Below are 19,344 nucleotides of genomic sequence, written 5' to 3' on the forward strand. Positions count from 1 at the left end.
GTTTAACCAGCGAAGCGGGGATAGTAATGAACGATTTGCTTATCGTAGATGACAGCCCTGAAATCCGCAAGCAGCTCAAGTGGGGATTGGCCAAAGACTACCGGATCCATCTGGCTGAAAGTGTCACGGAGGCCCTGTCTCTGTTTGACCAACACCAGCCGCAGGTGGTGTCACTGGATTTGGGGTTGCCACCTGATGTGGATGGTGCGACCGAAGGACTACGTTGTCTCGAGGAAATTCTGAAGAAAAAACCGGATGCCAAAGTTATTGTGCTGTCGGGCAATGAAGACCACAAGAATGCTCTGGCTGCTGTTGATATGGGAGCCTATGATTTTTATCACAAACCCATTGATCTGAATGAAATCCGGATTATTCTTGAGCGCGCTTTTCACCTGGCAACACTCGAAGAGGAAAATCGCCGCCTGCATTTATCAGCTCAGCAATCGGGAAACGATTACAGCGGTATTATTGGCCAGTGTCCGGCGATGCTTGAGGTATTTGCAACGATTAAAAAAGTGGCCTCAATCAATGTGCCGGTGCTGATTTTAGGTGAAAGCGGTACCGGCAAGGAGGTTGTAGCCCAGGCGATCCATCAGCGTGGCATACGCCAGGGCAAGCCCTTTATCGCTATCAACTGTGGGGCTATTCCAGAGAATCTTCTTGAGTCAGAGCTGTTTGGTCATGAAAAGGGGTCTTTTACCGGTGCCGGTAATCGGGTGCAGGGCAAGGTTGAGTACGCGCAGGATGGTACCCTGTTCCTTGACGAAATTGGTGAAATGCCGCCCTTGTTACAGGTAAAAATATTACGTTTTTTGCAGGAGAAAGTGATTCAACGGGTTGGTGGGCGTGAAGATATTCCCCTTGATACCAGGATTATTGCTGCAACCAATACAGATATCACGCAAGCTATCAGCCAGGGTGACTTCCGTGAAGACCTCTATTACCGGATTGGGGTTATTACCATCAGCCTGCCGCCGCTGCGTGAGCGGGGAGATGATATCGAGTTGCTGGCCAACTATTTTCTGCGCCGCTTCGGTCAGGAATATGGTAAAAAAATTCGTGGGTTCAGCATGGCGGCGCGCAACGGATTGCTTGCCTATGATTGGCCGGGCAATGTGCGTGAGCTGGAAAATAAAATCAAGCGGGCTATTATTATGGCCGATCAGCCGATGATTGCTGCCGCGGATCTGGGCTTTGAAAGTGATGAAAAAGTTGATGCCGCGGTGACTGACTGTGATCAGGAAGAAAAAGCCATACCGCAGGAGTTGCTTCAACCGGTGCGCGGCATGACCCTGAAAGAAGCACGCCTGCAGATCGAAAAGACGTTATTGGTCCAGGCCCTGGAAGACTCTGCCGGCAATATCCAACAGGCCGCCGAACTGCTGGCTGTAACCCGCCCGACTTTTTACGATCTGCTCAAAAAACACAATCTCTTTATGCCGGGGCAGGGGTAGCCCTGGTTTTTACTGGGTAGTGAAGCTATAGGTTTCACTATGATAGACCGTCCCCGGCTCGGTTGTACTTTGGGCATTTACCTTCCAGTAATAAGTTGTTCCTGACTGCAGGTCATCGGTCTGGTAACTTGTGCTATTTCCGGTAGCAACGCTCATCAGCGTAGTTGAGGAAAAATACGCAACATCTCCCGACGAATCAGATCCACCACCGCCACAAGCCACCAGTGAAACGAAAAACAGTCCGGCGACGGCTATTCTGCGTGGATAGGCGGCACGCCATCCCCTCGGGCCGGTCGTCGACAGCAGGGTCAGCATAACTATCAGCGCTATAAGGATCAGTTGGCTGTTGGTCACAGCGGGCCAATGTATGTTGGAGCTGCTGCCGGGGCGGTAAGGGGTAACTCCGGCATTGATCACCATGTCTTTGTCTGTACCATAATAGAGGGTATAGTTCAGGTAGTGCTCGTAAGGTCCGGCATCCCACTGAAAAGCGACATTCCAGGGGACAACGAGACTTTCTTTTTGCGGGCTGAGCAGGGGAGGCATCCAGGTCGTACTGACGATGTTGGAAAAAGTGCTTTCATTATAGCTGGAATCGTAAGCGGTCACGGAAAAATAATAAACAACGCTTTCATCCAGGCCACTGATCGACACCATAAGGGAATTCTCAACGTCAATGGGTGAGGTGCCCTGGTCCGCTTCGGTTCCGCTCAGTGGAAGCTTGGGTGCTCCCTGCTGGTAATAGACCTTGTAGCCGATAACATCGGGGCTGGGGCTGGGCTCCCAGTAGAGGGTGACTTCGCGCGCAAAAGCCGGCAGGATAACGTTGACAAGTAGTAGTATTGTCATTATAAGTACTTGGATATATTTCATCTTTTCATTTCCTCACTTTTAATTTCGGGCACCATAGCAAAAGTGTTAAAAAAAGAAAACCCTTGATTTGCGCGGATTACAATATCATGAGTTTGAACTTATCTAACGTTTTGAAACAATGTCATTTGTTCGCTGGAACCTCTGAAGCGGATCGGCAAATGCTCCTGTCCATCAGCAAGACGCGAGAGTACAACCGTGGTGAACTGCTATTTGAAGAGGGACAGGTCGCTGATGGTTTTTATGTGGTGGTCCGTGGCAAGGTAAAGGTTTTCAAGCTTTCGCCCGACGGTCGGGAAAGAATTCTTCACGTTATTCATCCGGGTAGTAGTTTTGCTGACGCTGCCATCTTTGGTGATGGGGCCTTTCCAGCGTTTGCCACGTGTATTGATCTGTCTTCCCTGCTATTTTTCCCGAAGGATCAATTTTTAGGGCTGCTCCACCGGCATCCGCAATTAGCAATCAACATGATTGCCGGGTTGTCCCGTTTTTTACGTAATTTTGCTACCCAGATTGAAGATCTGACCTTTCGGGAGGTTCCTGCGCGTCTGGCGCGTTTTTTAATCAGTGAATGCGACAAAGACAGCGGGCAAGTCAATCTGGCCGTCTCCAAGGCGCAACTGGCATCTAATCTGGGAACCACCAGTGAAACCCTGTCGCGTACGTTACGCAAACTTGCTGATGACGGGTTGATCACTGTCCAGGGGCGCACGATCAGCTTGATTGACACGAATCGGTTACACGATCTGGTAGATGCTGAGCGATGTTAAACAGGTGTAACTATTCAGCTCTATCCTTGTACCGGGCCTTTGAATCCTATGTCAAGGGACGCTTTTCGTCATCCCTGACCGCTTTTTGTCGCCGTCCATGGCGACAAATACCCTTGCCACAGGATCCCCGACCCGGTACTGAACAGATACAAACAGGTTAACAAAATGTCGGTGGTGCTGAAGCGTTTTTGCCCTATTAAATCCTCTCCCAACATCCTTTTCTGATGATGAGCATGTAACATGCAGTAATAATTCATTTTCATGTTGAGACTTGCGCTCGACCCTGCTATTGTTCCAGTGTTGCTTTCTGTTAATTAGTTTCAAGCCTGAGGCACTGGTTGGACACGGTAAGAGTTGCCAGGTCGAAAACCGCTTGAATCAAGGTTTGCTTCATCATTAAGACGTTGCTTGATGTCTGTTGCTATCGGGTAAAGGAGAAGGACCTATGCATATTCTTGTCGTAGAAGACGAACAAAAGGTTGCTGGTTTTATTCAGCGGGGATTGGAAGAAGAAGGCTACAAGGTTGATCTGGCTTTTGACGGTGATGCCGGAATTGAAAAGGGGCTTGCCGGCATCTATGATCTGATTCTGATGGATATCATGCTGCCAAAAAAAGATGGTATTGCCGTTATTCGCGAACTGCGTGAAAAGGATATCAAGACACCGGTGTTATGTCTGACCGCGCGCGATTCGGTTGAGGATAAAGTCGTGGGTCTGGACATCGGCGCGGATGACTATCTGGCCAAACCTTTTGCATTTGCCGAGCTGGTGGCACGTTGCCGTGCCTTGATCCGCCGCGGCACCTCAGATCGTGGTGCGGAAATCCACTTTGCTGATCTGCGTCTTGATCCGGTAACCCATAAGGTCTGGCGTTCCGGTAAGGAGATTGAGCTCACCTCTAAAGAATACGCTCTAATGGAATACTTTATGCGGAATCCCAATAAGGTGCTCACCCGCACCATGATCGCTGAAAATGTCTGGGATTACTCATTCGATTCATTCACCAATATTATCGATGTTTATGTGAACTATCTGCGTAACAAGATTGATCGCGATTATGATAAAAAGCTGATCCATACGGTGCGTGGTTCCGGGTATGTATTGAAAGAGTCGTAATCCTTTACAAAACTCATTTCGTCTGGTTAAAGGGCCTGGTTATTTATATGATCAGGCCTTTTTTTCTTCATTTTTTCCCGTGTCAGGATACCTGAATGGTTGCTGATTTTTATTTCGCCCTGACCATCACTGCGCCTATTTTTACCATTTTGGGTTTGGGCATTGTCTTCAAGCGGATCGGGCTGATCACCGAGGACTTTGCCCGGGTTGGTGCTGAGTTGGTGTTCAAGGTGACGCTGCCCTGCCTGTTGTTTGTCAAGCTGGTTGAAACCGACTTTCGCCACGATCTTCCGATTATCCTGATTATTTATGCGCTGCTGGCAACGATTGGGGTATTTGTTATCCTGGATCGTTTGATGACTGGATTCATCACGACTCCCGGTGACCGAGGGGTGTTTGTTCAGGGAGCCTTTCGCGGTAACATGGGAATCATCGGTCTGGCATTTTGCCTGAGTGCCTTTGGTGATGGGGTGGTGGCGGTTGCTTCCATCTATCTGGCGGCGTTGACCACTCTGTTCAATATCCTGTCAGTGATCACCCTGACCCGTCACCAGAACCGCACTATCGACGTTTCCCACCGGTGGCGGGTGTTCCTTGAAATTGGTAAAAATCCCCTGATTATTGCCATTGTCATTGGGGTCCTGGTGTCGTTAAGCCGGATTCCGGTTCCCGCGCTGCTATTGACGACCGGGGACTACTTCGCCCGCATGACCTTGCCATTAGCCCTGCTGTGTGCCGGCGCCTCAATTCGTCTGCTTGAATTTAAAGGGGATCGGGCTCTGTACTGGGCATCGGCGGGGAAATTGTTATTTGTGCCGCTGGTGATCACCGCGGGTGGAGCCCTGATCGGCCTGCGGGGGCAGGAGTTGGGTGTGCTCTACCTGATGAGTGCAGCGCCGACCGCCGCCGCAAGCTACCCGATGGCGCTATCCCTCGGCGGCAATCATCACCTCGCCGCTGCTATTATCGCCATGACATCGTTGGGGTCGGTGTTTTTCATTACGGTGGGGGTATTTGTGCTGCGTTCGCTGGGGTTGATATAGGTAGTGGGGAGTGGGGAGTGGGGAGTGGGGAGTGGGGAGTGGGGAGTGGGGAGTGGGGAGTAGGGAGTGGGGAGTGGGGAGTGGGGAGTAGGGAGTGGGGAGTAGGGAATAGGATTTACCCCACTACCCACTACCCACTACCTATTTTAAGATTCAAACTTCACAATGCGGATAAAATCCTCGGCTTTAAGGCTGGCGCCGCCAACCAGGGCGCCGTCGATATCGGTCTGTGCCATTAAGCCATCAACATTGTTGGGTTTTACGCTGCCACCATAGAGAATGCGGGTGGCTTCGGCTACTTCCTGACTGTACAGTCCCTGCAATAATCCGCGGATAAAAGCGTGGGCTTCCTGTGCCTGCTCATCGCCGGCGGTGACCCCGGTACCGATTGCCCATACCGGTTCGTAGGCGATGACAACCCTGGTCATCTGTGTAGTTGATATCCCGGCTAGACCCTCTTTGATCTGGCTCGTCAGGACCTCAAGCATCTGATGGGTTTCTCGCTCGTGCAGGGTTTCGCCAATACAGAGGATAGCGCCAAGACCTGCGTTGATGGTTGCGCTGACTTTCTGATTGATGAACTGATTGGTTTCGTTCAGGAGTTGGCGGCGTTCCGAATGGCCACTGATGATGTAGTGACAACCGGCATCCCCCAGCAGGGCAGGGGAAACCTCGCCGGTAAAAGCACCGGTTTCAGCCGGATAACAGTTTTGCGCTGCTAGCTGGATAGGTGAGTTGGTGATTTTTTTTGAAACACTGGCCAGGGCAGTAAAGACCGGAGCAATGACAATATCACGATCGTTGATGGTAGACAATTGTTGAACCAGTTCTGCCGCCAGTTGACTGGACTCTTCAAGGGTTTTGTGGAGTTTCCAGTTGCCGGCGATCATTGGTTTACGCATGGTGTGTCTCCTTGCTTCCTATCATTCAATGAAGAGCTTGTAAAAACATAGGATGGCTAAGCAAAAATTTCGTCCTGCACCGTAACGCCGGAGGGCGGACTTTTTGCGACGCCATCATTTTTTTATCTGAAAGGGCGACGACTCCCGGCAACGCTTTGCCTTCGAGAAATTCCAGAGAAGCACCGCCACCGGTGGAAATGTGGGTCATCTTGTCCTGCAGTTTGGCTTTGTTGACCGCTGCAACGGAATCGCCGCCACCGATAATTGACAAGCAATCACTTGCTGCCAGTGCTTCAGCAACAGCAACGGTGCCCTTGGCAAAGGCAGGGAATTCAAAAACTCCCATCGGTCCATTCCAGAGCACGGTTCTGGCTGAAACGATCTGCTGTTGATAGGTGGCAATGGTTTGAGGTCCGATATCCAGCCCCATGCCGGTGGCCGGAAACTGATCGTTGCTGACAACAGTGAAGGGGCTGTCGGCAGCAAAGGTTTCAGCGGCCAGATGATCGGTCGGCAGGAATATGGTGACCTTTTTCTGTTTGGCTTTAGCCAGTAGGTCGAGGGCCATATCCAGACGATCCTCTTCCACTAGAGAAGCACCGATGGCATTGCCTTGCGCCTTAAGGAAGGTGTAGGCCATGCCTCCACCGATCAGGATAGTATCGACCTTTTCCAGCAGTTTTTCGATGACGGTAATCTTGTCGCTGACCTTGGCCCCACCAAGAATCGCCACAAAGGGGCGCTCCGGGTTATCGAGGGCGCTACCAAGGTATTGCAATTCATTCTGCATCAATAAGCCGGCAACTGCCGGTTTAAGAATCCGGGCGACCCCTTCGGTTGAAGCATGGGCACGATGGGCGCTACCGAAAGCGTCGTTGACATAAACGTCGGCCAGGGCCGCCAGTTGCGCAGCAAAGGCGGGGTCATTGTCGGTTTCACCGGCATGAAAGCGAACATTTTCAAGCAGCATCACTTGACCGGCTTCGAGCTTTTCAGCCAATGCTGTCGTTTCAGGGCCAATGCAGTCGGGAGCCATCAGCACCGGTTGTCCAAGCAGCGATGCTAAATAGCTGGCGACCGGGGCCAGACTTGCCGCCGGATCAGCTTTGCCTTTGGGACGCCCGAGGTGGGACGCCAGGATCACCCTGGCACCATGTTGGAGCAGGTAGTTGATCGTCGGCAAGGCGGCGCGGATGCGGGTATCATCGGTGATTGATCCCTGCTTGTCGATGGGTACGTTAAAGTCTACACGACAGAAAACCCGCTTGCTGGTGACATCAATATCTTCGATGGTTTGTTTGTTGAACATGGTCATTCCCCAAATTTCTCACTAGGAGGATTTTACTGCTTTTTAGCGACATAGTTAACCAGGTCAACCACACGGTGGGAATAACCCCATTCGTTGTCATACCAGGTCAGTACCTTAACCATTTTGCCGCCGATGACATTGGTGTTAAGGGCATCGAGGGTTGATGAGGCGGGAGAGCCGTTAAAGTCACGTGAAACCAGGGGGAGTTCACAGTAATCGAGAATCCCTTTAAGTTCATTCTCGGATGCTTTCTTCATCGCCCGGTTGACCTCTTCAATGGAGGTTTCTTTTTCGGTTTCGACGACCAGATCGACCAGCGAAACGTTGGGGGTCGGGACGCGGATCGCCATACCATCCAGCTTGCCTTTAAGTGCCGGCAGCACCAGGGACGTCACACGGGCAGCACCGGTGGTGGTGGGAATCATTGACATAGCGGCAGCACGGGCGCGGCGCAGATCTTTGTGGGGGAGATCCAGGATGCATTGGTCGTTGGTGTAAGCATGAACGGTCGTCATCATGCCACGGACAATGCCGAAGTTTTCCAACAGCACCTTGGCGACCGGGGCCAGGCAGTTGGTGGTGCAGGAGGCATTGGAAATGACCTGGTGGGAACGCTGGTAGTCTTTTTCGTTGATCCCCATACAGATGGTAACATCAGCATCCTTGCCGGGTGCGGTGACGATAACCTTCTTCGCGCCGGCAGTCAGGTGCATAGCGGCCTTGTCGCGATCACTGAAGATGCCGGTAGCTTCGATCACAATGTCAACCCCCAGTTGTTCCCAGGGGAGCTGCAAGGGGTCGCGCTGGGAGAGGATCTGAATTTTTTTGCCGTTCACGATCAGATTCGCGCCATCGGTGCTGACGTCGCCGGCAAAGGTGCCATGAACAGAATCATATTTAAACAGATGCGCCAGGGTGGCGGCATCGGTCAGGTCATTGATGGCGACAACATCCATGCTGTTGGTTTGTGCAGCAATCCGCAGGACATTACGGCCGATACGGCCAAATCCGTTAATCGCAATTTTTACAGACATTCATTTCCTCCTTGGGGGTAGATATACAAATGATATTAGGGGTGAGCCTTGGTGAACGAAAAAAAAGAATTCTTTTAACGTACATTTCAACGAGTGAAATACGTTGGTAATTTTCTTCGAAACAGCCTTCAACTTACATTAAAAAGTCCGTTTTGACTATCTATTTCCTCCTCTTTGGAGAAAAATGTCGGGACAGTTTATGGTTGCGGCAAGCGGCTGTTTTCGGTATAAGGACAACGCTTGCGTGGGGATGAAAGGACACAAAAAACGGTGCGCGTCTGTTTGCTGGCTAGTGGAAGCCGTGGGAATAGCACTCTTGTTGAGGTGGATAATACCCGTCTGCTGATCGACGCCGGGTTGTCCGGTAAAGAGACGCAGCGGCGTCTGGCGCATTTAGGTTTGTGCTGCGACGATCTCGACGCCATCCTGGTCACCCATGAGCACCACGATCACGTCGGTGGCATCGGACCATTGGCCAGGCGCCATCAGTTGCCCGTGTACGTTGACAGCAAGACCTGTTCAGCCATGTCGCAGCTGGGAACAATTCCACAGTGCTGTGAGTTTGATGCCGGTGACAGCTTTGAGCTGCGCAACCTGTTGATTTCATCTTTCTCTACGACTCACGACGCCATTAATCCTGTCGGCTTTACCATCGATTCACGTGAGGGCAAGATTGGCTATGCGACTGATCTGGGCATTGCTACCCGCCTGATTGCTGATCGCCTGCGCCAGTGCCGGGTGCTGGTGCTGGAAGCCAATCACGATGAACAGATGTTAATCGACGGTGTTTATCCATGGACACTGAAACAGCGTATTCGCAGTCGTCATGGTCATCTTTCCAATGAACAGGCCTGCCTGCTGCTGGAAGATATCGGCTGGCCGGGTCTCGAAGCCCTTTTTCTGGCGCATTTGAGTGAAGACAATAATTGTAGCAATCTGGTTTCATCACTCTTTGCGCAATTTGTTCGGGATAACGTCTATCAGACCCAGGTGATTGTTGGTTGCCAGTCTCGCATCAGCGCGTGTTTTAATGATACGGGCGCGACTGTCGCTGTTCCTTAGATTGATCAACCCGGTATTTAAATTGAAAGCAGGATCTCCCTCGCAGCTTAAGGTCACGGAGTCATTAACATGATCTGGAAAATAATTGTCGGTCCCAAGGCCGGTGTCACCGATGCCCGCGGCAATCGGGTCCAAAAAGATATTTCCGAACATCTGGGGATTGAGCTGGAATCTGTGCGCACCCATGATGTCTACACCGTCGATGCGACGCTAACTGAGGCTGATATCGAACGAGCCGCTCAGGGCCCGTTCAGCGATCCGGTGATCCAGGATGTCGCCGTCAATCAGCCGTTGACCAATGACTATGACATGCTCATCGAGGTCGGATTTCGTCCCGGGGTCACCGATAATACCGGACGTACAGCCAAGGAAGCGATCCAGTATCTGGTTGATCGACCATTTTCCTCGGAAGAGGGTGTTTATACTTCTACCCAATATCTGTTCAAGGGGTTGCACGACAAGATAATCGCCGAACAGATCGCAGCTGATCTGCTCGCTAACGGCCTGATTCAGCGCTGGACCATTCTGGCTAAAGGGGAGAGTGAGCCGCCTGTCGATGCCGCCGCTATCCCCCGGGTTGTTGGTCGGGTATCCGCCGAGGTGCGCCGGATTGACCTGAATGTCAGTGATGATGCATTGCTGCAGATCAGCCGTGACGGCATGCTCGCCCTGACCCTGGAGGAGATGCACACCATTCGTGATCATTTTGCTGATCCGCAGGTGATTGCGCAGCGCCGGCAATGTGGACTGGCGGCCCAGGTCACCGATGTGGAACTGGAGGCCCTGGCCCAGACCTGGAGTGAGCACTGCAAACATAAGATTTTTTCCGCCCGGGTTTTTTATGAGGATGATCAGGGCAAGCAGGAGCAGATCGATTCCCTGTTTAAAACCTTTATCGTCGGGGCGACGCGCGAGGTACGCAAAAACCTCGGAGAGAAGGACTTCTGCCTGTCGGTTTTTAAAGACAATGCCGGGGTCATCGAATTTAATGACGACTGGAGCCTGGTGTTCAAGGTCGAAACCCACAACTCCCCCAGCGCGCTTGATCCTTACGGCGGCGCCCTGACCGGTATTGTCGGCGTCAATCGTGACGGCATGGGAACCGGCATGGGAGCTCGTTTGATCTTCAATACCGATGTCTTCTGTTTTGCTTCCCCCTTTTATGATCAACCGTTGCCTCCGCGTTTGCTGCATCCGCGGCGCATTTTTGAAGGGGTGGTCGAAGGGGTCGAACACGGCGGCAACAAGAGCGGCATCCCTACCATTAATGGCTCGATCCAGTTTGATGAGCGCTTTGCCGGCAAGCCGCTGGTCTATTGTGGCACCGCCGCGCTCATGCCGCGCCTGCTTCATGGCCAACCCTGCCATGAGAAAAAAGTCCATGTCGGCGATCATATCGTCATGACCGGTGGCCGGATCGGCAAGGACGGGATTCACGGTGCCACCTTCTCATCGGAGGAGCTACACGCAGGCTCGCCGGTCACCGCGGTGCAGATCGGCGACCCCATCACCCAGCGCAAGATGTTTGATTTTCTGCTGCTGGCGCGTGATCGCGGTCTTTACCATTCAATAACGGATAACGGAGCGGGTGGCTTATCTTCATCCGTCGGTGAAATGGCTGAAGATACCGGTGGTTTTGAGCTGCACCTGGATCGCGCACCGCTTAAATATCAGGGGCTGCGGCCATGGGAGATCCTCATCTCCGAAGCGCAGGAGCGTATGACCCTGGCGGTGCCGGCGGACAATCTTGACGCGTTCATTGCGCTCGCCACAGAGATGGATGTCGAGGCAACCGACCTTGGGGTATTTACCGACAGTGGTTATTTTCACTGCCTCTACCAGGGGCGCACGGTCTGTTGTCTGGCGATGGATTTTATCCATGCCGGGCTGCCGCAGATGCAGCTTCCCGCCAAGTGGACTCCACCGCCGCTGAGCGAGCCGGTTATTGCCGCAGCGCCGGATTACAGCCTAATGCTGGAACAACTGCTCGGGCGATTGAATATCTGTTCCAAGGAATCGGTCGTGCGTCGTTATGATCATGAGGTGCAAGCCGGGACGGTCGTCAAACCGTTGACCGGTGTGGCTAACGATGGTCCGTCGGATGCCGCCGTTTTTCGTCCGCTGCTCGATAGTTTCGAAGGGGTGGTGGTCGCTCACGGCATCTGCCCCTCCTACAGCGATATCGACACCTACCACATGATGGCCTGCGCCATCGACGAAGGATTACGCAACTATGTGGCGACCGGCGGAAATATCGAACATGTGGCCGGGTTGGACAACTTCTGCTGGTGCGATCCGGTCTTGAGTGAAAAAACCCCCGATGGTCCTTACAAGGCGGCCCAGCTGGTGCGGGCCAATCAGGCTCTCTACGACTATTGTGTTGCCTTCGGTGTGCCGTTGATCTCCGGCAAGGATTCGATGAAGAACGATTACCAAATCGGCGACCGCAAGATCTCGATTCCCCCGACGGTGCTGTTTTCCGTCATCGGAAAGATCGCTGATGTGCGTCAGGCCGTCACCATGGATGTAAAAAAGCCGGGCGATCTGGTCTACCTGCTGGGGCGCACCGAGGATGAACTGGGCGGCTCGGAATATTACGCCCAATTGGGGCATCTGGGTGCTAACGTCCCCAAAGTCGATGCAACAGTGGCACTGCAACGGTATCGCACGCTGAATAGGGCCCAGCAACAGGGGCTGGTCGCGTCCTGTCATGACCTTTCTGATGGCGGGCTGGCTGTCGCATTAGCGGAATCGGCCTTTGCCGGTGGCTTCGGTATCGATATCGACCTGACTCGGGTCGATGCGCCGTCGGGTTTGCGGGGCGATCAACTGCTGTTTTCCGAATCTCAGAGCCGCTTGCTGGTGACGGTTCATCCACACCATCAAAAAACATTTGAGGGGTTGTTCCAGGGGCAGAGCTGTGCGTTGATCGGCAGGGTGGTTGAACCACCTGAACTGAACGTATATGCCGGTGGCGACGATGTTCTGATTCAGGCACCGCTGGATCGTTTGAAGAATGCCTGGCAGGCAACCCTGAAGGAGATGTGATATGACGGCAAGGGTCAAGGCAATTGTACTATCCGGCAATGGCACCAACTGTGAACGGGAGGTAGCCCACGCCTGTCAACTGGCCGGCGCGGATGCCGATATCGTTCACATTTCGGCCTTGTTGGCCGGTCGCGTACGACTCGATGATTATCACTTTCTCAACCTCGCCGGTGGATTTCTTGATGGTGATGACTTAGGCAGTGCCAAGGCCGGTGCCAATCGTTTAATCCATGCCCGGGTGGCCGGGCGTCAGGATTCGCTGGCTGATGATCTGCGCCGTTTTATTGCCGCCGGCAAGCTGGTGATGGGCGTCTGTAACGGCTTTCAGTTGCTGGTCAAGATGGGGCTGTTGCCATCCTTTGATGGCGATTTCCGCCAGAATTGTACCCTGACCTTCAATGATCGCGGACGTTTTGAGAATCGCTGGAGCCGGCTGCAGGTCAACGGCAGTTCTCCTTGCGTCTATACCAAAGGAATGGCCGACATCTACCTGCCGGTGCGCCACGGGGAAGGGAAATTTGTGACCGACTCGCCGGCAACACTGGCGCGCCTGGAACAGGAAGATCTGATTGTTGTCCGTTACGCCGATGTGCAGGGTCGGCCCACACAGGATTACCCCGACAACCCGAACGGCAGTGTGGCTGCGATCGCCGGTATTTGTGACCCGTCAGGGCGGATTTTCGGTCTGATGCCGCACCCGGAAGCCTATGTGCATCGTACCCACCATCCGCGCTGGACCCGGGAAGACTTGCCGGAAGAGGGGATGGGTCTCCAGTTGTATCGCAATGCAGTCGACTTTATTGCTGCCGAGCTGCTCTGAATCGAATCCTTTTAAGGGAGTATTAACGTCCTATGTTTGACAAGTTTCACGATGAATGCGGCGTTTTCGGTATTTTCGGCCATCCGGAAGCCGCCAATCTGACCTATCTCGGACTTTACGCCCTGCAACATCGGGGACAGGAAGGGTGCGGTATTGTCGCTTCCGACGGTCTGCACTTAAAGGCGCATCTGGGCATGGGACTGGTTGCCGATGTCTTTCGCCGCGATGATATCTTTGAGCGTCTGCCGGGCAGCTCTGCCATCGGCCATGTACGCTATTCAACCGCCGGCGGTAACGACATGAAAAATGTTCAACCGATTGTGGTGGATTACTCACGTGGCAGCATCGCCGTAGCCCATAACGGCAACCTGGTTAATGCCCAGGAAGTGCGCAACGCCCTCGAGAAAAGCGGTTCAATTTTTTCGACTACGTCGGATACGGAAACCATCATCCACCTGCTGGCCCGTTCCCAGTCCGATTCCCTGGTGGAGCGGTTATGTGAAGCGCTGATGCAGGTCAAGGGTGCTTACAGTTTAGCCATTCTGACCGAAACCAGAATGATTGCCGTGCGCGATCCGAATGGCTTTCGCCCGTTAAGCCTGGGTACATTGGATGGCGCCTTCGTTGTTTCCTCCGAATCCTGTGCTTTTGACCTGATTGAAGCGGAATATATCCGTGAGGTTGAACCGGGCGAGGTGATTGTTATTGATAAAAACGGTATGCAATCGTATTTTCCTTTCCCCAAGGAGACTCGTAACACCCCTTGTATCTTCGAGTATATCTACTTTTCCCGCCCGGATAGCCGGATTTTCAACCGCATGGTCTATCCGGTGCGCAAGGAGTTCGGTCGCCAGCTGGCGCGCCAGTATCCGGTCGATGCCGACCTGGTGATGGCGGTGCCGGATTCGGGTATGGCAGCCGCTTTGGGGTATGCCGAGGAGGCAGGAATACCTTTTGAGCTGGGATTGATTCGCAATCACTATGTCGGGCGGACCTTTATCGAACCCCAGCAATCGATCCGCCATTTCGGGGTCAAGTTGAAGCTCAATCCCATCCGTGAAGTGATTGAAGGTAAGCGCGTTATTGTTGTGGACGATTCGATCGTCAGGGGGACCACGTCCCGGAAAATCGTCAAGATGATACGTAACGCCGGTGCCAAAGAGGTTCATGTCCGTATTTCCAGTCCGCCCACCAGCTACCCCTGTTTTTATGGTATTGATACCCCGTCGCGCAAAGAGCTGATCTCCGCCTCCCATACCATTGAAGAAATTGCCCGCTATATCACCGCCGATTCCCTCTGTTATTTGAATCTTGATGGCCTGCATGCGGCGCTGGCGCAGTTTGGCGATCACAAAATTGATTTCTGCGAAGCTTGTTTCAGCGGCAATTATCCGGTTAAGTTTCCGCGTCTGAGAGAATCAAATCAGTTGGGCCTATTCTGATATTAAACAGTAGGTTGAAATATGGTAGTTCATCTAGTTTCGAGGAGAAGGCAATGAGTGTTAAAGAGGAATTAAAGGCAATAATTCGTGAATTGTCCTATGAGGAACGTGAAGTCACCCTGGTCTCGGGGCGCAAAAGTAATTTTTATTTTGATGGTAAACAAACCACCCTGCATGCCCGTGGCGGCCTGTTGGTTGGCAAGGCTTTCTGGGAAGAGGTCAAGGCTTTTGCTGGCCAGATCGATGGCGTCGGCGGTTTGACCATGGGCGCTGACCCCATCGCCACAGCAACATCCATTGCCGCTGGTCTGGAAGGTACACCGGTACATGCCTTTATTATCCGTAAAGAGCCCAAAGGACATGGTACCGGTCAATGGCTGGAAGGGCGCAAAAACCTTCCCCCCGGTTCCCGCGTTGTGATTGTTGAAGATGTCACTACCACCGGTGGTTCCTCATTAAAAGCAGTGGAACGTGCCCAGGAAGAGGGTTTGGTGGTTGCCGGCATCGTCACCCTGGTCGATCGCGAGGAAGGAGCCCGCGAGATGATTGAAGGGGCAGGGCAGGTGTTGCGGGCCGTGTTTACTAAAACTGAGGTTGTAGGGAAATAGGTAGTGGGGAGTGGGGAGTGGGGAGTGGATTTTCCTACTCCCTACTCCCTACTACCCACTACCTATCCCTCATCCGGTATTTTATAGATGTCGAGTACGCCGGTGAGGTTTTTTAAACGCTCACGATCGATGCGGCGGGTGTCGCCAACGACGCCGAGGATGATGCGGTCGACGCCCGTTGATTGATGAAAATCACAATCCTGTTCCACCAGAAATTCCTTCACCTGCTCAACTTCCTCTTCTGTTGCATGTTTCTTCATGATAACCAGCATCTTTATTTGTTCCCTCTGGCATGAGTTCTTTCCAGGCTACGGCTTTCATCAATAACCCGTTCAAATAGTCTGACGATAGCAGCGTTATCGAGGGGGCCGGGGTTATTTTTGTGCATCCGTTCAAAAATCAGTTTTTCTCGCTTGGGGTCATAGATAGCAAGGTTCAGTTCTTTTTTTAGCTCACCAATCTGTACCGCCAGAGCAGCGCGTTCGTTAAATATTCGTAGTAACTGGTCGTCCAGTTGATTGATCCGTTTTCTTAGCTTGTCGATATCCAAGATCCATTTCCTTTATTTGTTTGCAGTAACGATCTGGCGTCTTGATTCTTTAATGGGCTGATTTAACCCTCTGATGACGGTGTCGTGGAGAAAGCGTTCATCATCTTTTTCCGGGTAATCGATGGTATAATGCAAGCCGCGACTTTCTTTGCGCATCAGCGCGCTTTGAACGATCAGCCGGGCCACGGTGGTGATGTTGCGCAACTCAATAAGGTCAGACGTCAGCAGAAAGTTCCAGTAGTATTCGTTGATTTCACGCTGGATCAATTTAATGCGATTCATGGCGCGTTGCAGGCGCTTGTCGGAACGGACAATGCCGACGTAGTTCCACATGCAGCGGCGGATTTCATCCCAGTTGTGGGCAACAATCACTTCTTCGTCGCTGTCGGTGGCATCACCCGAATCCCAGGCTGGAATGACTGCCGGCGGAGTTGGCGTTTGTTCAAGGCGCGACAGGCATATGGCGGCCGCCCGATCGGCAAAAACGACCCCTTCAAGCAGACTGTTGCTGGCCAGGCGGTTGGCGCCGTGCAGGCCGGTACAGGCCACTTCACCGATGGCAAACAAGTTGGTGATATTGGTCTCACCGTGGGCGTCTGACTGCAGGCCGCCACACAGGTAGTGAGCAGCGGGAACCACCGGAATCGGTTCGACCTTCATGTCGATACCGTAGCCCAGGCAGGTTTCATGGATCATTGGAAAATGGTCGATAATATATTCGGTGCTTTTGTGGGTAATGTCGAGGAAGACACAATCATCACCATGTTTTTTCATTTCGTTGTCGATGGCGCGGGCAACAATGTCGCGTGGCGCCAGGTCTTTAAGCGGATGGTAGTCTGCCATAAAGGCATAGCCGTCAGCGCGCCGCAGAATCGCCCCCTCACCACGCACCGCTTCTGAAATGAGAAAGGATTTTGCATGAGGGTGATACAGGGTCGTCGGATGAAACTGCATGAATTCCATATTGGCAACGTGGGCTCCGGCGCGCCAGCCGATGGCGACGCCGTCACCGGTGGCGATATCCGGGTTGCAGGTGTAGAGGTAGACCTTGCCGGCACCGCCGGTGGCAAGAGCGGTAAAGCGCGCTTCGAAGGTGATGACCGTGTTTGAATTCTTGTCCAGCACGTAGGCACCGAGGCAATGATTTTTAGTGGAGCAGGCCAGACCGATTTTGGCCGAGGTGATCAGGTCAACAGCTATGTGATGTTGGTAGAGGATGATATTGGGATGTCGCATGACCGCCTCGACCAGGGCCCGTTCGATTTCCCTTCCGGTGGAATCCTTGGCGTGGAGGATGCGGCGGAAGCTGTGGCCGCCTTCACGGGTCAGGTCGTATTGCTGGTTGTCGTTGCGGCTGAAGTTGACGCCCCAGTCGATCAGGGCCTGAATTGACTTTGGGCCGGAACTGATCACCAGATCGACGATATCGGGATGGGACAGATAGGAACCGGCGACGATAGTATCGCGGGCATGGTCGGCAAAGCTGTCTTCCGTCGAAAAAACCGAAGCGATCCCTCCCTGCGCCAACTGGGTAGCGGTTACATCGATATCGCGCTTGGTGACCAGCGCAACCGTGCCCCGGTCCGCGACCTTAAGGGCGTAGGTGAGTCCGGCTATGCCGGTGCCGATAACCAGAAAGTCGCTGACAATTTTCATATGGGTAAGCTCCTTGGACTATCTATCCGGAGGGAATGCCGGCGTCATTATCCGGTTGCTAATTATCCTTGTCAACCTCAACTCTGGCGCAGCGGCTATGAAAAATGCAGCTTGACATGGAAACAGGGTAAAGTTATAAAAATTTCATGATACTAAGGGCGTCCATCCTACTCCTGCTGTTCATCTTTTCTTCGCTTTGTGCTGATGCGGCGATCTACCGCTATGTCGATGAACAAGGCAAGGTTCATTACACCAATGTGCCGGATAGTGGCAAGTACCGTCTCTATCGTTCGGAGGGCGAAACCTTCCGCCTCGAAACCCTGGTTGGTCATTACGCCCAACGTTTTCAGCTTGAACCTTTCCTGTTGATGGCCGTCATCAAGGTCGAAAGTAATTTTGATCCGCGGGTAGTGTCACGCAAAGGGGCCCAGGGACTGATGCAGTTGATGCCGGAGACTGCCCGTGAGGTCGGGGTCCGTAATCCCTTTGATCCTGCTGAGTCGATTTTTGGTGGTGCCATGTATCTGCGTAAAATGCTTGATACCTTTGATCATCTCGATCTTGCCCTGGCCGCCTATAATGCCGGTCCCGGGGCCGTCCGCAGATTTGGCGGAATTCCCCCCTATGAAGAAACCGTCAATTATGTTAAACGAGTCAGATACTATATGAACCATTATCAACTGAACGGCAACCAACGGTGACTAAATCCTATCAGCAACTGTTGAACCTTCCCAATATCCTCACCCTGTCGCGGATCGTTGCCGTGCCGGTGGTGGTGGTTCTGTTGATGTTTGAATCGAAGCAGACGTGTTTCTGGGCTGCTATGGTTTTTCTTGCAGCGTCCTTGACCGACTGGCTTGATGGCTATCTGGCGCGCAAATGGGAAGTTGTGACGGTGCTGGGGAAGTTTCTCGATCCCCTGGCGGACAAATTGATCGTTATGGCGGCCCTGATCATGCTGATTCCTCTGGATCGTGTCCCGGCCTGGGCGGTGTTTATTATTCTTGCTCGCGACATTATTGTTTCCGGTATTCGCTCCATTGCTTCGTCTGAAGGTATCGTTATCGATGCCAGCCCGTTGGGTAAATACAAGACTATTTTCCAGATGATTGCTCTGGTTATTTTACTGCTTCATTATCAATATTACTGGTTTTTTGGGGTTCAATTTGACTTTCTTTATGCCTCGATGCACCATGTCGGCATCATTATCTTTTATATTTCACTGGTTTTGACAATCTGGTCAGGGGTTGATTATTTCGCAAAATTCTTCAAGATCTTTGCTCGCTAGATAACTTATTGAAATATAAAGATTAATGGCAAAAATAAAAAAACCGGTTTTTTTATTGACAGTCATCAAAGCGTTTTGCTATACATACATCCGCTCTGGCGACAGACACCACGAACGCGGGAATAACTCAGTGGTAGAGTGCAACCTTGCCAAGGTTGAAGTCGCGGGTTCAAATCCCGTTTCCCGCTCCACTATACAACAAAAGGGCTGAGTCGAAAGATTCAGCCCTTTTGTTGTCTGTGCCGCTCCAGTCACTTCCCTGCCATTTTCTATCTTGCCGTGCTAAAAAATGCTCAATAGACCTTGCCATGTAGAAACTTTTGGTGGGATAATCCAGAGTTTATTGAAGTAACGACTTTTTAACTTGTTGC

The 19,344-nt window shown here is 52.4% G+C and carries 18 protein-coding genes and 1 tRNA gene; 12 read left to right on the forward strand and 7 right to left on the reverse strand.

The genetic code is table 11. The features are described from left to right. Positions 1–26: 26 nt before the first annotated feature. Positions 27–1,454, forward strand: coding sequence for a PEP-CTERM-box response regulator transcription factor (gene prsR / locus ICT70_RS00330; protein WP_191153392.1), 1,428 nt, complete (start codon positions 27–29; stop codon positions 1,452–1,454). A 9-nt stretch (positions 1,455–1,463) separates the two neighbouring features. Here the strand turns inward: prsR and ICT70_RS00335 are convergent, their stop codons facing one another. Further along, a complete protein-coding gene (locus ICT70_RS00335) occupies positions 1,464–2,327 on the reverse strand; it encodes a fibronectin type III domain-containing protein (protein ID WP_224746717.1) in 864 nt (287 codons plus the stop codon). 158 nt (positions 2,328–2,485) lie between these two features. Here ICT70_RS00335 and ICT70_RS00340 point away from each other — a divergent pair, with 158 nt between their 5' ends. The 3 genes from ICT70_RS00340 (at position 2,486) to ICT70_RS00350 (ending at position 5,254) form a co-directional block, all read left to right on the forward strand. Next, positions 2,486–3,094 carry a Crp/Fnr family transcriptional regulator gene (locus ICT70_RS00340; RefSeq protein ID WP_191153394.1) on the forward strand — a complete coding sequence of 203 codons (609 nt, stop codon included), beginning with the start codon at positions 2,486–2,488 and terminating at the stop codon, positions 3,092–3,094. 445 nt (positions 3,095–3,539) lie between these two features. After that, a complete protein-coding gene (locus ICT70_RS00345) occupies positions 3,540–4,211 on the forward strand; it encodes a winged helix-turn-helix domain-containing protein (protein WP_191153395.1) in 672 nt (223 codons plus the stop codon). A 95-nt stretch (positions 4,212–4,306) separates the two neighbouring features. After that, a complete protein-coding gene (locus ICT70_RS00350) occupies positions 4,307–5,254 on the forward strand; it encodes an AEC family transporter (RefSeq protein WP_191153396.1) in 948 nt (315 codons plus the stop codon). A 146-nt stretch (positions 5,255–5,400) separates the two neighbouring features. Here the strand turns inward: ICT70_RS00350 and tpiA are convergent, their stop codons facing one another. The 3 genes from tpiA to gap are packed head-to-tail and all read right to left on the reverse strand — an operon-like array spanning position 5,401 to position 8,499. Beyond that, on the reverse strand, positions 5,401–6,156 hold the full coding sequence (tpiA, locus tag ICT70_RS00355) for a triose-phosphate isomerase (protein WP_191153397.1): 756 nt from the start codon (positions 6,154–6,156) through the stop codon (positions 5,401–5,403). Between the two features lie 25 nt (positions 6,157–6,181). Further along, positions 6,182–7,465 (reverse strand): phosphoglycerate kinase, encoded by a 1,284-nt coding sequence (locus ICT70_RS00360; protein WP_191153398.1) that lies wholly within the window; start codon positions 7,463–7,465, stop codon positions 6,182–6,184. A gap of 32 nt (positions 7,466–7,497) precedes the next feature. Continuing rightward, complete coding sequence (gene gap, locus ICT70_RS00365) at positions 7,498–8,499, reverse strand: type I glyceraldehyde-3-phosphate dehydrogenase (protein ID WP_191153399.1); 1,002 nt, start codon at positions 8,497–8,499, stop codon at positions 7,498–7,500. A 270-nt stretch (positions 8,500–8,769) separates the two neighbouring features. Here gap and ICT70_RS00370 point away from each other — a divergent pair, with 270 nt between their 5' ends. The 5 genes from ICT70_RS00370 (at position 8,770) to pyrE (ending at position 15,479) form a co-directional block, all read left to right on the forward strand. Then, on the forward strand, positions 8,770–9,561 hold the full coding sequence (locus tag ICT70_RS00370) for an MBL fold metallo-hydrolase (RefSeq protein WP_191153400.1): 792 nt from the start codon (positions 8,770–8,772) through the stop codon (positions 9,559–9,561). A 69-nt stretch (positions 9,562–9,630) separates the two neighbouring features. Beyond that, positions 9,631–12,609 carry a phosphoribosylformylglycinamidine synthase subunit PurS gene (locus ICT70_RS00375; protein WP_191153401.1) on the forward strand — a complete coding sequence of 993 codons (2,979 nt, stop codon included), beginning with the start codon at positions 9,631–9,633 and terminating at the stop codon, positions 12,607–12,609. A gap of 1 nt (position 12,610) precedes the next feature. After that, the gene (locus ICT70_RS00380) at positions 12,611–13,429 is read left to right on the forward strand and encodes a phosphoribosylformylglycinamidine synthase subunit PurQ (protein WP_191153402.1); all 819 of its coding nucleotides are present in this window, start codon (positions 12,611–12,613) and stop codon (positions 13,427–13,429) included. A 32-nt stretch (positions 13,430–13,461) separates the two neighbouring features. Beyond that, positions 13,462–14,871, forward strand: coding sequence for an amidophosphoribosyltransferase (gene purF, locus ICT70_RS00385; RefSeq protein WP_191153403.1), 1,410 nt, complete (start codon positions 13,462–13,464; stop codon positions 14,869–14,871). A gap of 53 nt (positions 14,872–14,924) precedes the next feature. Further along, positions 14,925–15,479: an orotate phosphoribosyltransferase gene (gene pyrE, locus ICT70_RS00390; RefSeq protein WP_191153404.1), complete on the forward strand. Its 555-nt coding sequence runs from the start codon at positions 14,925–14,927 to the stop codon at positions 15,477–15,479. A 62-nt stretch (positions 15,480–15,541) separates the two neighbouring features. Here the strand turns inward: pyrE and ICT70_RS00395 are convergent, their stop codons facing one another. From ICT70_RS00395 to nadB, 3 genes are read right to left on the reverse strand one after another with little or no spacing between them, the layout of a single operon-like run. Beyond that, positions 15,542–15,739, reverse strand: coding sequence for a hypothetical protein (locus ICT70_RS00395; RefSeq protein ID WP_237684472.1), 198 nt, complete (start codon positions 15,737–15,739; stop codon positions 15,542–15,544). 14 nt (positions 15,740–15,753) lie between these two features. Then, entirely contained in the window at positions 15,754–16,029 is a 276-nt protein-coding gene (locus ICT70_RS00400; RefSeq protein ID WP_191153406.1) for a chorismate mutase, read from the reverse strand. A gap of 12 nt (positions 16,030–16,041) precedes the next feature. After that, positions 16,042–17,685: an L-aspartate oxidase gene (gene nadB, locus ICT70_RS00405; RefSeq protein WP_191153407.1), complete on the reverse strand. Its 1,644-nt coding sequence runs from the start codon at positions 17,683–17,685 to the stop codon at positions 16,042–16,044. A gap of 146 nt (positions 17,686–17,831) precedes the next feature. Between nadB and ICT70_RS00410 the strand changes: the two genes are divergently transcribed. From ICT70_RS00410 to ICT70_RS00420, 3 genes are all read left to right on the forward strand, one after another. After that, positions 17,832–18,386: a lytic transglycosylase domain-containing protein gene (locus ICT70_RS00410; protein ID WP_191153408.1), complete on the forward strand. Its 555-nt coding sequence runs from the start codon at positions 17,832–17,834 to the stop codon at positions 18,384–18,386. Beyond that, positions 18,383–18,973, forward strand: a complete 591-nt coding sequence (pgsA, locus tag ICT70_RS00415) for a CDP-diacylglycerol--glycerol-3-phosphate 3-phosphatidyltransferase (RefSeq protein WP_191153409.1) — start codon at positions 18,383–18,385, stop codon at positions 18,971–18,973. Before ICT70_RS00410 ends, pgsA begins: the two co-directional genes overlap by 4 nt. A gap of 116 nt (positions 18,974–19,089) precedes the next feature. Beyond that, a tRNA-Gly gene (locus tag ICT70_RS00420) sits at positions 19,090–19,164 on the forward strand. Positions 19,165–19,344 lie beyond the last annotated feature (180 nt).

Origin of the sequence: Pelovirga terrestris, assembly GCF_014773365.1 — a bacterium.
Lineage (GTDB): Bacteria > Desulfobacterota > Desulfuromonadia > Desulfuromonadales > Geopsychrobacteraceae > Pelovirga > Pelovirga terrestris.